This window comes from Sphingomonas fuzhouensis (assembly GCF_034659795.1).
GTDB classification, from domain to species: Bacteria; Pseudomonadota; Alphaproteobacteria; order Sphingomonadales; family Sphingomonadaceae; genus Sphingomonas; species Sphingomonas fuzhouensis.
Genome location: NZ_JAXSQY010000006.1, coordinates 262951 through 276664, shown reverse-complemented (window position 1 = coordinate 276664; position 13714 = coordinate 262951). Strand labels below are relative to the sequence as shown.

Here is a 13714-nt window from a genome sequence, read left to right as displayed (position 1 = left end):
TGATCTGGCCCCCGTTTGGCCGGACGGATTCAAGCGGTTGCAGAAACCATTGCGCGATGCTCGCGCGGGGAACGCATTTTGAGCCCTGAATGAGGGTGGTTGTCGTTGTAGTCTTCGATCCATCCGGCAAGCGATGTCAACGCGGTGAGTGCATCGGGTAGCGACGAGACGCGGACGTAATCGCGTTTGAGGGTATGCACGAAGGCTTCGGAGATGCCGTTGGATTGCGGGCTGCGGACAGGGGTGAAGCAGGGTTTGAGCCCGAGTTGCCGGGCAAAGGTCCGCGTTTCGCGGGCGGTATAGGCCGAGCCGTTATCGGACAGCATCTCAACCGGCGCGACCGTGCGCATACCGCCGAAGCGGGCCTCCACGGCTTCCAGCATGATGTCGCGCACGTCCGAACCGCTGATGCCGGCATTGGTGACGGCGTGCCAGGCGATGATCTCGCGGTCGTGGGCGTCGATGATAAAGGCGCCGCGCACGACCTCGCCGTTCCAGCAGGTGAACTCGAACCCGTCCGAGCACCAGCGCAGGTTCGAGCGGATCGCCACCACGACGCCGTCATGACCGTAATCGGTTCGCTCGGTATAGCGCCGCGCCAGCAGCAGGCGGTTGGCTGCCATGATGCGGTAGACGCGTTTGTGGTTGACCGGCACCAGTCCTTCGGCGCGCTGCTGTCGATTGAGGACCGCCGCGATGCGGCGGTAGCCGTATGTTGGCCGCTGCGCGGCGATCTGGCGAATGCGGGGCAACAGGTCCGCGTCGTCGGCCTTCGTGTATGGCCCGCGCGTCTTGGTGCTGCCGGTCAGGCGGTCGTACACCGTCGAGCGTCCGACGCCGAGCGTGCTGGCGACCAGGCTCACCGGATAGTCTCCGGCAGCGGCGAGTGCATGAGCAAGCTCGCTTTTTTTGGGCGCGAGCGCTCCAGCGCCTCCTTCAGTATCTCGACCTCCAGCGTCTTGCGGCCGAGCTGGCGCTCCAGTTCGCGGATGCGGGCTTCCATCTCACGGACCTGACGGTTGCTGGTTACGTCATCGTCGCCGACGATCGCGACGCTTCCGCCTTCCAGCATCAGCCGCCGCCAGCGGTACAGCAGGTTCGGGGCCACGCCATTGCGGCGCGCCACCACCGATATGCTCTCGCGACCATCGAGCGTTTCCTCAACGATCCTCAGCTTCTCGGTGGAACCCCAGTGACGACGCCGACCGCCGTCGGTGATGATCTCGGACACGGACATAAGCCTATGCTCAGGGGATAGCCCCAAGCCTCCTTCTTAGGCTTGAATCCGTCCGGTCAAAACGGGGGCCAGCTCAAAAGCGCTTGGTGAGCCAATGCCTGGAGCGTCAACGATGGTCATGATGTATGGTCGCGGGGGGCATCTCTCGACAGAAGAATATAGCGTTATCCTGGCGCGGGGAGCCGATGATGTGTGGCGAGGGACGGCAGTTGGGCGCAGGCAGATCTGGATAAAAGATGCGCCGTACACCCCTATGAAACGGATCGAATGGGTTCTCGACAAGGACAAGGCTCGAGAACTTGATGACGCAATCTCACGGCGTTGTTCGATCGATCGATCGGCCCTCACGCCTAAGGACACTGGGCCACCCCCTCTAGGTTACATAGCGCAGCGGATCGACGTGGTTCAGCCGAGGCAGGCTCCCGTCACCTTTTATGCATCCGAAGGAGACGGTGTAGTTGCTGCGATTATCCATCCGCCCGAGTAGAAGGCGATAACGCGACGGATTCCCATTCGTCTCGCTCGGCCAAGTTTGGGACGGCGGTGATGTTCCCGATCAACAATCCCAATGGGAAAGCCCCGGCCGTCTCGCTGGCCGTTCCCTTCGTGACAGCCCTGCTCGCCTCGCCAGATCCGTTAGCCGGCGGTCTGGCGAGGCGCAGGTTCTCATGTCGCTTACCTACCGGTGACCAGGCCAAAGCCGATCTGGTCACCACGACCCAAGCCGTAGCCGAGTTGGATCATGAGTTCGGTCATCGGTTCGAGATAGCGGGCATTCTTCAAGGGGCCGACAGCAATGGCTTCGAAGCCGAATGCCTGCGCAAGCGAGGCGACGGTTCCCACGGCATCCTCGTTATCGCCCGCGATGAAGACGGGAACAGCTGTTTCGGCACCTTCGGCGCGCCGCTTCAGGACGGCCGCGAAGACGGTGCTGAATGCCTTGACCACGCGCGCGCCAGGCAGCAGCCTAGCGATCTCTTCGGCCGCTGACGTGGTGTGGCCGACCATAAGGCTCATGAAGTCGTCGGCGAGCGGATTGGTGACGTCGACGACGATCTTGCCCGATAGCGCGCTGGCAGTGTCTGGCACCGCGGCCAGGTCAAGGGCCTGCTGGTACTTGGTCGCGATCACGACGAGGTCCGCGCTCTCCAGCGCCTCGATGGGTGCGCCCTCCCGGCCGAAGGATTGGACGTCATGCCCGGCCTTTGCCGCGAGCGCTGCGATCGGGGCTCCCATGTTCCCCTTGCCAAGGATTACGATGTTCATGGATTTCTCCTTTCTCGCTGGAATGGCCGAGACATAATCACGCGGGATGCGGTATCCTTGCCGTAGAGCGACAATGAATAGGGCGAACCGGACACATTCCGTTGACTGCGTGGACCCGGACTCCACCGTGCGCCCGGTGTTCGTGCTGGCCGATCGGCACGACCGTGCAGAGGGTCCGTGGCACCACCACCGGCGCGCGCAACTTCTGCATGTCAGCGCGGGAGCGCCCTTCGTCGAGGCGCACCGCGTCAGGATCGTCATCCCGCCGCAAAGGGCGGTCTGGATCGGCCCCGGCATGGAACACCGCATCATCAGCCGATCGCCCTTCTGGCTCACGACCTGCTATATCGAGCCGGAGCTAGTCATGGTGCCGGATGGGGTACAGGCCGTCAGCGTCGATCATCTGACTGACCAACTGCTGATCGCCGCGGCCCGCTTCGGAGGCGACTATCCGCCGGATGGACCCGAGGCGCGGTTGATCGCGGTACTGCTCGATCGGCTACCCGTCCTGGCGCCTGCGAACATCTACCTGCCCCAGCCTCAGGACACCCGACTGCGTCGGATAACCGAACGACTTCTTGCAGCGCCAGCGTGCAACGACACACTGGCTACCTTGTCCGCCAACGCCGCGCTGACCGAGCGGACGGCCGCGCGGTCGTTCGTGAAGGAGACGGGGTTGACGTTCGGTCGATGGCGTCAGCACCTGAAGTTGCAGGCGGCCCTAGAGCATCTGTCGGCCGGGGCGAGCGTTACCGAAGCCGCCTTCGCGGTCGGATATGCCGACGTGTCGTCGTTCATCGCGGCATTCAAGCAGCTCTTTGGAACGACCCCGTCCCAGATCCTGATGAGTTAGCCCGCGGCGAATGACGATGGATGCCTGAGCCGGTTGCGAGAACGCTGGTGCTTTCTCTTCTGCCCATCGCGATCGAGAATGCCCCGGCCGTCTCGGTTGTCGTTCCTAAATGGGAAAGTCTCACTATGCCCCGGCAAGTCCCCATTGCCGCCACGATCCCCGATCATGCAGCCGCTTCAGCCTTCAACTCTGATGGCGATCGGCTGACGGGGGGCGGCAGTGAAAATTTTGAAGCGGATCGGGATCGTCATAGGCGTCCTGTTGGTGTTTGGTTTTCTATATCAGCAATGGGCCGAGCATTGTGACGCTGCGCGTTTCCCGCCCCCCGGCGCATTGGTATCGGTAGGCGACCATCGCCTGCATCTATGGTGCGCGGGTCGAGGAAGTCCGACCGTCCTTCTTCTGTCGGGTGACGGCACCCCATCCGTGACGATGTATGCCGCGCAGAGCAGGATTGCGAAGTTCACCACGGTATGCAGCTATGATCGGGCGGGCCTTGGGTGGAGCGATCCCCCCGCAAAGCCGATGGGGCTTGCCGATCAGGTTCGCGATCTGAAGGAGATCGTGCAAAGAGCGCATCTTGCGACCCCGCTTGTCCTCGTGCCGGAATCCGGGGGCAATGTGATCGCCCTGTCATTCTTCGATCAGTTCCCATCCAGCGTGGCGGGCATGGTGATGGTGGATGGCTCGGAACCCGATCTGTGGTTTCGCGGCAGCCCGGACGAGTTCTCCTCCATGCGGATGATGGACCCCATCTGGCAGGCGGGATGGCGCGTCGGCGCTGTCCGGCTGTTGCTTCCCTTCTCCGTGCCGGAATGGGTGGACGCCCTTCCGGCGAACCTGCGTGGGCAGTTCGATGCCGTCTGGTCGAAGCCTATGCCAAGCTACGCGCTGGATACGATAGACCGTTGGGAGCGAACCCCGGTGGCCATGCGACCGAAGGTCGTGGCGGGCGCACTAGGATCACGCCCCTTGATCGTCATCCAGCATGGCCGTCCCGGTGGCATGGGTGTTCCCGAGAAGTACGAACCCGAATGGCCTGCCGCTCAAGCCAAGCTGGCGACCCTGTCGAGGGACACCGAAACGGTCATCGCGAGGGGCAATCATCATCCTATTGCAGAGGAAAATCCCGGATTAGTGGGCGACCAAGTGGAGAGGCTTGTCGCAAAGGTCAGGTCGGAAAATGGCGTTCCCAAATGATCGGCCTCAACAGGTTTCGGGAAGCCTTCACCGTTCCCAAATTTGATCCTTCTGGGAAGGCCCGGATCGTCTCGCAGGCCGTTCGCAATCGGGAAGCGAACTCTGACGGGTTTGGGCCGTCAGAGCGTCTTCAGATAGTCCTCGAAACGCCGACCCTTCTCGTGTCTGAATGTGGTGCCCGTGCCGCTGACGGCAGCAATTCGGTCGGCGCGGAAGTTGCGAAAGGCGTTCCTGACTTCACACCAAGCGGTAAGGAGCCAGGCTGAATCGAACAGCGTCAGCCCAAGCGGCCTTATGGTCCGCTCGCTCTCGTTATCCGAAAGGCCCACATAGATGATCCGGAGGATCAGGCGCTGGCGTATGGCATCGCGCAGTAGGGACAGGTGGGCCTTGGCGCCCTCGTTCTCCGATGTCTGCTTCGACACTGCGCGCAGCGGCAGGTTCGAATAGGCTGCTTGCCTGTCGGGTTCCATCGAGGCGGCAAACTTCGCCGATGCCCGTCGCGCGGCGGCCGCCAGCGGTTCGTCGCTACGCGCCGCGATCAGCCGCATCCCCAGCATGACCGCATCCATTTCATCATGATCCAGATGCAGCGGCGGCAGGAAATAGCCCTGCTCCAATTGATATCCGATGCCCGGTTCACCGCGAACCGGCGCCCCCATGGCCTGCAATGTCACCATGTCGCGATAGATCGTCCGCACCGACACGCCGAGCATCTCGGCCAGCGTGTCTGCCGAGATCGGGACGGACCGTCCGCGCAGGTGATCGAGAAGCGCAAAAAGCCGCAGTGGGCGCATGGGAAGGTTGTCGTTCCATCCTGACCGAAACTGTCAGGGGCGATGTGTATCTCGCGGCTTCACGAACGTCATCGTCAGGAAACGCCATGACCGCCATTTGCTATGAGATCGTCACCTACAGGACCAACGATGCGGATCAGGCGGACAGGATTCGCGACGACGCACGGGCGCTGCTTGCCCACCAACCAGGCTTCGTCGCCTGGACGTCCTTCAAAGGTGTGGACGATGCGAACGCGCGGGTCGATCTGGTCGCCTGGACCGATCATCATAGCGCCCGCGTCGCCGCTCAAGTGGTCGGGAACGCCGCTGAATTTGCGGACTTTCGCGGCTCGGTCGCGACGGTCACGAGCATGGCTCACTATATCGCGCCATCACTCGAACCGCAGCCGGTCGTGGCGGGAAATGGCATCGAGCTTGGTCGCTTCAAACTGAAACCCGGTGTCGAGGAAAGCGCGATGCGAGCCGCCTATGCGGTGATGGTGTCCCGTCATCTGGGGCACCAGGCTGGATGGCGGCGCCAGCATCTTGTGAAGCTACAGGATGGCACGTTCATCGATCTGGCCTTTGCCAGTGACCAGGATCATGCCGAAGCGATCTGCGCCGGTTGGATCGGCAACGTGGATTGTGAGCATTTCCTCTCCATGATCGATCCAGTGAGCATGGAGTTCGGCACGATCGTTTGAGTTGGTCGTTAGCGTCCGGGCTTTCCCGAAATTGATCCGTTGAGAGAAGGGGCCCCTCGTTTCGAGCCGCACTCGAGCGACCCGTGGCGAGATCGCGAGAAAAGAAGCCCCACGCCCCGCGCCGAGGGTTATTTGAACCGTTGACTAACCCCGTCTCGTTTCGCGTACCAACCGGGAATGTCGGTTCCGCAACCATCTCCTCTCGCCCGGCTGTCGGCGATGCCGTTACGGCCACCGAGCCTGCTCGTTCTCTGGACGGTCGGCGCACTGCTGCTGACTGCGCTGTATTGGGTCGTCTTCTACAATTTCTGGCCGAATGTGACGCCGCTTGTCGCGTTGCTGATGGCGGCATCGAATGTCGGGCCGCTTGCCTTGCTGGCAGCACTGACCCAGGCGGTCCTGAAGACCTACGTCATGCCGCAAGGCGTAGCGGTGCAGTATCTTGCGCATATCGTTATGGCGCCATCGTTCGCCGTGATATGGTACTGGGCCGTGCTGCTGCTGCAGGCACTGGGGGCTGCGACGCATAATGGCGGCATCCGCATCTACAGTTTCCCGCCGGTCGCGCAGGTGTGGCAGGCATTCCAGGGGTTGGTCCTCTACGCCCTCGTCGCGGCCATCTGCTATGCCGTGCGCGGCGGGCGAGAGGCGTCGCCGGTGTCGTTCGTAGAGGCCGCCCCACCGCTTGAACGCTATCTGATCCGCACCGACGACGAGTTCGTGCCGGTGCAGGTGGCGAACATCGTCTCGATCGTCGGCGCGCAGGATTATAGCGAAGTGACGACGTCGACGGGCAAGTGCCACCTCGTCCGAATGAGCCTTGGCGAGTTCCAGCAGCGGCTTGACCCGCATCGGTTCGTCCGGGTCCATCGGTCGAGCATCATCAATCTCGACCATCTCGAGCGACTGGAACCCGCCGGCAACGGCCGGATGATCGCGCATCTCACGAGCGGCCCGCAGGTCGAGGTCAGCCGATCCGGCGCGCAACTCCTCCGCAGCTTCGTGGTCTGACCTGCCACTCGGCGGACGAAGATGACCGTTCGCCGAGCAACACAGCAGTTCGCCTCAAATGGCCTGTCCGTTCGTCGTTGGACGTGTTCGTTCACGGCATTTTCCGCAACAAGCCACTGAAAAACCATAGCCCGGCTCGACCAGACACCTTTGGGAAGCCGAAGCACATGCCTCATCGAACCGCTTCACTCCGGGCCGCAATACGGGTCGCCTCGCTGCTGGGTGCCGCTCTGCCCGTACCGACCTCGGCCCAGAAGACGCCGGCAACGGTGGCTCCCTCACGCCCAGCGCCACCCGCAACCACGGTTCCTGACGGACAGAAGGAGAAGGATGGCACGATAACGGTGACGGGGTCCCGCGATGGCGTTCAGACATCGATCGACGCGACCAGTTATAGCCTGTCGAAGAACCTCCAGGCGACCAATGGCACGCTGGCGGATGCGCTGCGCGGCGTGCCGTCCGTCGACGTCGATCCTGAGGGAAACGTATCGCTCCGCGGAGATCCGAGCGTCACCATCCTGGTCGATGGTCAGCCATCCGGGCTGCTCACCGGCCCGTCCCGCGGCCAGACGATCCTGCAACTCCCGGCGGATCGCTACGCACGGGTCGAGGTGATGACCAATCCCTCCGCCGCCTATAGTCCGGAAGGATCGGGCGGCGTCATCAACCTCATCACCAAGCCGACCGCGCCCCGCGCCGGTACGACGGCGACCGGCTCGATCCGCGGCGCAGTCGGCGATCGTGGCCGCTGGACGGGCGCGGCCAGCGGATCATGGCAGCGCGGACGCTGGACCTTGTCGGGTGACATCAGCAGCCGGTACGATCCCGTCACGCTCAGCTTGTTCCGGGTGCGGGAATTGCTGGACCCCAGTACCGGGGCCGTGACGTCGACGACCCGCGACGATCAGGAGATCACGTCGAGCCAGCGGGGCACGGTCGGTCGACTGACCGCCGAATATCGGCTAGACAGCCGCACCCAATTGACGGCTGAGGCACGCGGCACGTCGATCCGGACATTCGGTACGGGCCTCGACGTGTTCGACATCCGCGATGCATCAAGCAATCAGACGGGCGCCTTCGCGCGAGATGGTTCGGCAGCGTTCGACGTCACCAACTGGGGCGGCACGCTGCGCATGCTCCGCCGCTTCGACAACGCCGGTCATGAATGGACCAACGAGTTGCGGTATGACACCAACGACACGGATAACCTGTTCCGTGTCACGACCCGCTACGACCTGCCGGCGGGGCCGGATCTGTTCGAGCGATCCGACCAGCACATCGGCCTGGCGACGCTCGGTTTCACCAGCGCCTACGTCCGGCCTCTCGCCAGTGGTGGAAAGCTCCGCCTCGGGTACGAACTGACCGACCAGCGCCCCGAGCAGCGGTTCGGGTTCCGGCGTGGTGCGGCAGTGGATCAACTCGCGGTCGTCGACGCGCTGACCAACGCCTTTCGCGGGCGCCAGACCGTCAATGCCCTCTATTCCACATACGAATGGCCGTTGAGCGCCGACCTGTCCGCGCAAGCCGGACTGCGGCTCGAACACACGGAAATCCACATCGACGATCTGAACGGCAGCGCGCCGGAGGGGCCGCACTATTTCCGCGCCTTTCCAACCGCGCATGTCGAATATCGGCTGTCCCCGACCGAGACGCTGCGCGCCAGCTTTTCCCGGCGCATCCAGCGGCCGCAGCCAGGTCAGCTCAATTCCGCCATCATTTTCGTCGACCCCCTCAACCGCCGGTCAGGCAATGCCGGATTGCGGCCGCAGGAGACAAATGCGGCGGAAATGACCTGGCAGCGACGCCAAGGTCAGGGGTTCTACCAGGCGACGCTATACCTCCGCGATACGAACCGGTCGTTCACCGATATTGCCCAGGATATCGGCAATGGGCTGCTGCTTACCCGACCCGAGAACCTGGGCGCGCGACGCGACATCGGCATGGAGCTGTCGCTGAACGGCCCGTTGCTGCCGACGCTACGCTACAGCGCCGGGACCAATCTGTTCCATCAATCGGTTCGCGCGGACGGCATTCCAGGCGGCGCGCATCGAGAGGCTTTGCTCGCCAGCGGCCGGTTCAGCCTCGACTGGCAACCCACCAAGGCGGATTTCGTCCAGCTGTCGGGCTTCTGGGTGGGCGATACGCTGCTGGCCCAGGGCGAGCGTGAGGTGGGCGGGATGCTCAATTTCGGTTACCGCCGGAAGCTCGATAGCCGCTTCTCCCTCAACCTGACCGGGCGCGACCTGCTGAACAGCTTCAGGATTCGAAGCGCCTATGACACGCCCCAGTTCCGCGACCAGTCCGGGCAGCATTTGAAGTTGCGCTCGGTGTTGATCGGCCTGACCTACAATCTGGGTTCGACACCACGGCGACAGCCGGAACAATTCGATTTCACGACGCTACCGACAGCGGGATCGTAGGGGAACGTGCGACCCAATGAGCCAGCCCTTCGGCGGAACCTCGAGTGCGGCGATCAACCACGCCGCACTCCCCGCGAACTGACAGCAAGGGGACACAAAATGCTGATAGGTTACGCGCGTGTCTCGACAGCCGATCAGGATCTGGCCCTGCAAATCGATGCGCTGACCAAGGCGGGTTGTGAAAGGATCTTCACCGACAAGGCAAGCGGTGCAAAATCCGACCGCCCCGGGCTTGCCGACGCTCTCGAGTTCGCGCGAGCCGGCGATGCGGTCGTCATCTGGAAGTTGGATCGGCTCGGTCGATCCATCCGAGGCCTCATCGAACTGGCGGCGGGCCTATCAGCGCGCAATGTCGATTTCCGATCGCTGACTGACGGCTTCGATACCGCAACATCGTCCGGACGGCTGCTTTTTCACATCCTCGCCTCGGTTGCTGAAATGGAGCGCGAACTCATCAAGGAGCGCACCATCGCTGGCTTGGCCGCCGTTCGAGCGAAGGGTGGCAGTGGTGGAGGACGGAAGGCAGCGATGACACCTGACAAGATCGATACGGCGCGCAAACTGCTCGCTGCGGGCGACAAGCCAGCCAAGATCGCGAAACTGCTCCAGGTGGGCTTATCGACGTTCTACCGTCACTGCCCCGGTGGCCAGCGACCGACAAACTGAACCGGCCTGCCTTTTCTCGCATCCAGAACCTCCACGGCAATCGGGAATGAGATGGTCGCCTCACTGGCCGTTCGTTTATGGGAACATAGCGGCCCTTGGCTGGCACAGTTCTATGCGCTCGCCCGATTGTAGCGCATGGCAACGTCGCACCTGGCATAGCGCGCGCCATAGTCTGCCATGATGCCGGGATCGTGCTGGAAGCCCAGCTTCTCATAGAGGTGGATCGCCGCGGCACAGCGACCGTTCGTCAACAGGTAGAGGGGATCGGCGCCCAGTTCCTGCGCCTTGTCGATGACGGCGTTCAACAGAAACTCGCCGGCCTTGAGCCCTCGTGCGGCCTTGCGGACTCCCATCTTGGTCAGCTCGAAGCCCGTCGTGCCGGTCTTCTGTAGCGCGCACGTTCCGATGATCCCCATCCCTACCGCCTCCACGAACAGGATGGCACCGCCAGCGTCGATGATGCTGGCGCGCGGATTTTCCAGCGTTTTTCGGTCCGTCTCTTCCATGCGGAACATGTCGGAGATCCATTCGGCGTTGATGTCGTGAAACTCTCGGGCGAGATCGTCGGAATAGTCGCGAATGGACAGCACCTCGGGCCGGGCCTGCGCCGCCAGTTGATCGAGCGGGGTTGACGCGAGCGCATCTTCCACTTGCGCGAGAATCGCCAGAAGTTCTTCGGAGCGTCCGCCCAAAAGCCGATCGACGGCCTCGGTGACCTGCGGCCAGACGAAGAGTTTGGCGCGGGCGATCGCGGCAGCACCATCGTCAGTGAGCGATATGGTTCGGTGTCGCTGATCGCTGCCTGTCTCCGCCTGCACCAGCCCCATGTCCACGAGCTGGCCGACGCCCCGCGTCACGCCGGGCTGACTTATGCCTACCGCTTGCACGAGCTGGCCGATCGTCAGGGCGCGGCCGTCCAAGGCGACGAGCAGGGGCATATGGGCGGGCTGCACTTCCAGGCCGGCACTGGTGATAACCCGTGCCGCGCCAGCCTGCATCCGTTCTCCCAACCTCTTCAGCCGACTTCCCAGGAAGCCCGCCCCCATTTCGCGGATCACATCGCTCATAAAAACCCCATTGCCTGATATATACCGCGTTATATACTGGATAGGTCAGATGGGAAGCAGGAAAGGCGGGACGGGGTTATGTCGGTCATCAGGCATGCAGAGTTTCCGGCGGACAGCGTGGCTGTTCTCGGCATCTGGCGGGAGTTCATCGCCAACTCCCCAGTGAATCTCGATTATCAGGACAACGAGGTCGAGTTCGCGACCTTCACCGAGAAGTATACCGCTCCTAAGGGCTGCGTGCTGCTCGCGGAGGCGGATGGCGCGATCGAGGGGTGCGTCGCCATGCGACAGGTCACTCCCACTATATGCGAAATGAAGCGACTGTACGTCCGCCCCCAGGCGCGTGGTCGGCAGCTAGGCCGCGCGTTGGCGGAGCGGCTAATTGAGGAGGCTCGTGCCGCTGGCTACCGCGAAATGCGGCTCGACGTGCATGGGAAGTTTGTTCCAGCCCGCACCCTGTATGCGAACCTTGGCTTTGTCGCGGCCGAGCCCATCTCTTTCAATCCCGTTCCCGGCGCTTCATTCCTCGGATTACACCTTTAATCAATCGAGGTCGGGCTTTCCCAAAATTCGATCGTTTTTGAGACACCGGCAGGCGCGGTATCCGGTCATCCTGTCTGCTGGTGGACGTACTCTCCCAAGCCACGCCCAACGAGTTCATCGTTGGAAAGGCGGGGACCTCGCTTGAGGCGCTGATTGCCCAGTTTGCGGCGATCCAGCTTCGGCCCAGGGGGTACGGGCGAGGGGGTCTTGAACATGCCGCCGGGCTGGGCGGTACGCGCAGGCTCGTTGTTGTTGCGCTTGGCGTGGTGCGGCTGCACTTGCTGGATGGCGTGAGCGAGGGCGAGTGCCGCGTCGAGGTGCTTATTGTCGACCACCGGCGCCTGGTTCACCCGGCGCATCTTGTCGAAGACGCGATAGGGCAGGACTTCGCCGTCGTGCTGGATCTCGAGCCGGCCATCCGGATACTCGCACACATCCACCTTCTTGCGGGCGAGGCCCTGTGCGACCGGGGACGGCTCCAGGATGAACATCGCCTTGTTGTAATGGAGGGTGAGGGCGCCCGTGACTGTGCGCTGCTCGCGCCAGACCATCTCGGCTTCGAGGTTCTCGTGGATGGCGAGCGGCCGGTGCAGATCGCGCGGGTCGAAGGGCGCCTTGGCGAACCGTTGATTGTGCTGCGCCATGTAGGAGGGGAGGAAGGCGTTGGCTTCGTCGATGGTGTTGATGCGGTGGAGCCGCATCGCCTTGACGAGCCGGTCCTGCAGTGTGGCATTGGCGCGCTCCACACGGCCCTTCGCCTGCGGCGAGTTTGCGCAGATCAGCTCGATGTTCAGCCGGTCCAGCGCGCGCCCAAGATGGGTCATCCCGTCGCCGTTTGCCGAGGCCGTGTTGTTGCGAAAGGCGCTGTGCTTGTCCGTGTAGAAGGCGACCGGCTTGCCGTGCCGCTCAAGGTACGTCCGCGTCGCGCGCATGTAGGAAAACGTGCTCTCGCTCTCGACCATCTCGAGGTGCATCAGCTCGCTCGTTGCGTCGTCGATGAACACCAGCAGCGTGCATTGCGGGCCGCGGTCCTCGAACCACCAGTGTTTTGAGCCGTCGACCTGGACCAGCTCGCCGCGACAGTCGCGCCGGTAGCGGGGCTGATAGGGGCGAGGGCGCCTAGCTGCGCGGTCTTTCCAGAGGCCGGCTTCCATCATGATCTGTCGCAGCGTTTCACACGACAGTCCCAGACCATGGCGCTCGGCGAGGTACTCGCGCGCGAGCGTCGGGCCAAAGTCGGCATAGTGTTCGCGCACCAGCGCGACCACCTCGGCGCGGAAGGCATCGCTAAAGCGCCGATTGCTCGGCCGCCCGCGCTTGCGCGAGACGAGGCCCGCAGCGCCTTCCTGCCGAAGACGGCGGAGCAGCCGGTAAATTTTGCCGCCGCTGGAGGCCCAGCAGTTCCATCGCGTCCGGGATCTGGATCTCGCCGCGGTCGACCCGCATCAACGTGTCGAACCGGGTGATCTCTGCAGCACTCATCGTCAGCACCGTCATACCATGCGCGTCCTCGTTGCCGAGGAAGGCTATGACACCGGCGACCCGCTGACAGCACCGGCAGTGCCATTTCTATCTAGCAGAGTGGTGTCATTTGTATTTGGCGCTGCAGTTTCAAGCCGAAGTGCGACACGCCTCGTGGCAGCGGGGGCAGCGTGGAGCCCCTCAAGCAGCGCAGCGCTGCCCCCGCTGATGCGATAACTTATCGGCTCCTGACCCCGGACCCGCTGCGCCAGCAGCGGGCTTGGTCAGCCCGGGCGAATGTCTGAGGGTGGGACAAAGCTGTCGGTACTATGCTGACAGTGGAATGGCCGAGTGCGCATAAAGCGGCCATTCCCACCAAAAAAGCCGCCGGGCAGCGCCGCGCGAAATGGCCGAGAACCGCTCATGAGCGGTTCCAGGGCATGAAGTTTAGTGCTTTGGCTAGACGCGTTGCTCGCCAAGTGGGGAACTTGCGACATCGATAACAGCAAG

The 13714-nt window shown here is 63.1% G+C and carries 11 protein-coding genes and 1 pseudogene; 7 read left to right on the top strand and 5 right to left on the bottom strand.

Translation table 11 applies throughout. The features are described from left to right. Positions 1 to 29: 29 nt before the first annotated feature. Both U1H82_RS14335 and U1H82_RS14330 read right to left on the bottom strand, forming a co-directional pair. Positions 30 to 1237 (bottom strand): IS3 family transposase gene (locus U1H82_RS14335; RefSeq protein WP_322962882.1). Its coding sequence is split into 2 segments (ribosomal slippage): positions 30 to 913 and positions 913 to 1237, totalling 1209 coding nucleotides; the frame shifts between segments, so codons are not numbered across the junction. A gap of 675 nt (positions 1238 to 1912) precedes the next feature. After that, a complete protein-coding gene (locus U1H82_RS14330) occupies positions 1913 to 2503 on the bottom strand; it encodes an NADPH-dependent F420 reductase (protein ID WP_322965637.1) in 591 nt (196 codons plus the stop codon). A 127-nt stretch (positions 2504 to 2630) separates the two neighbouring features. Here U1H82_RS14330 and U1H82_RS14325 point away from each other — a divergent pair, with 127 nt between their 5' ends. Together U1H82_RS14325 and U1H82_RS14320 are read left to right on the top strand one after the other, a co-directional pair. After that, on the top strand, positions 2631 to 3356 hold the full coding sequence (locus tag U1H82_RS14325; RefSeq protein ID WP_322965636.1) for a helix-turn-helix domain-containing protein: 726 nt from the start codon (positions 2631 to 2633) through the stop codon (positions 3354 to 3356). Between the two features lie 219 nt (positions 3357 to 3575). Beyond that, positions 3576 to 4556, top strand: coding sequence for an alpha/beta fold hydrolase (locus tag U1H82_RS14320; RefSeq protein ID WP_322965635.1), 981 nt, complete (start codon positions 3576 to 3578; stop codon positions 4554 to 4556). A gap of 119 nt (positions 4557 to 4675) precedes the next feature. Here the strand turns inward: U1H82_RS14320 and U1H82_RS14315 are convergent, their stop codons facing one another. Beyond that, on the bottom strand, positions 4676 to 5353 hold the full coding sequence (locus U1H82_RS14315; RefSeq protein ID WP_322965634.1) for a helix-turn-helix transcriptional regulator: 678 nt from the start codon (positions 5351 to 5353) through the stop codon (positions 4676 to 4678). Positions 5354 to 5439: 86 nt separating this feature from the next. Here U1H82_RS14315 and U1H82_RS14310 point away from each other — a divergent pair, with 86 nt between their 5' ends. The 4 genes from U1H82_RS14310 (at position 5440) to U1H82_RS14295 (ending at position 10133) form a co-directional block, all read left to right on the top strand. Continuing rightward, on the top strand, positions 5440 to 6036 hold the full coding sequence (locus tag U1H82_RS14310; RefSeq protein WP_322965633.1) for a hypothetical protein: 597 nt from the start codon (positions 5440 to 5442) through the stop codon (positions 6034 to 6036). 177 nt (positions 6037 to 6213) lie between these two features. Next, complete coding sequence (locus tag U1H82_RS14305) at positions 6214 to 7047, top strand: LytR/AlgR family response regulator transcription factor (protein WP_322965632.1); 834 nt, start codon at positions 6214 to 6216, stop codon at positions 7045 to 7047. Positions 7048 to 7391: 344 nt separating this feature from the next. Beyond that, positions 7392 to 9467, top strand: a complete 2076-nt coding sequence (locus tag U1H82_RS14300; protein WP_322965631.1) for a TonB-dependent receptor domain-containing protein — start codon at positions 7392 to 7394, stop codon at positions 9465 to 9467. Between the two features lie 99 nt (positions 9468 to 9566). Then, on the top strand, positions 9567 to 10133 hold the full coding sequence (locus tag U1H82_RS14295; protein ID WP_322965630.1) for a recombinase family protein: 567 nt from the start codon (positions 9567 to 9569) through the stop codon (positions 10131 to 10133). A gap of 110 nt (positions 10134 to 10243) precedes the next feature. On the opposite strand, the gene U1H82_RS14290 is transcribed toward U1H82_RS14295, so the two are convergent. Beyond that, complete coding sequence (locus U1H82_RS14290) at positions 10244 to 11200, bottom strand: bifunctional helix-turn-helix transcriptional regulator/GNAT family N-acetyltransferase (RefSeq protein ID WP_322965629.1); 957 nt, start codon at positions 11198 to 11200, stop codon at positions 10244 to 10246. 78 nt (positions 11201 to 11278) lie between these two features. On the opposite strand from U1H82_RS14290, the gene U1H82_RS14285 reads away from it, so the two are divergent. Next, the gene (locus tag U1H82_RS14285; protein WP_322965628.1) at positions 11279 to 11743 is read left to right on the top strand and encodes a GNAT family N-acetyltransferase; all 465 of its coding nucleotides are present in this window, start codon (positions 11279 to 11281) and stop codon (positions 11741 to 11743) included. Positions 11744 to 11808: 65 nt separating this feature from the next. Here the strand turns inward: U1H82_RS14285 and U1H82_RS14280 are convergent. Next, positions 11809 to 13240, bottom strand: a pseudogene (locus U1H82_RS14280) (ISNCY family transposase). Positions 13241 to 13714 lie beyond the last annotated feature (474 nt).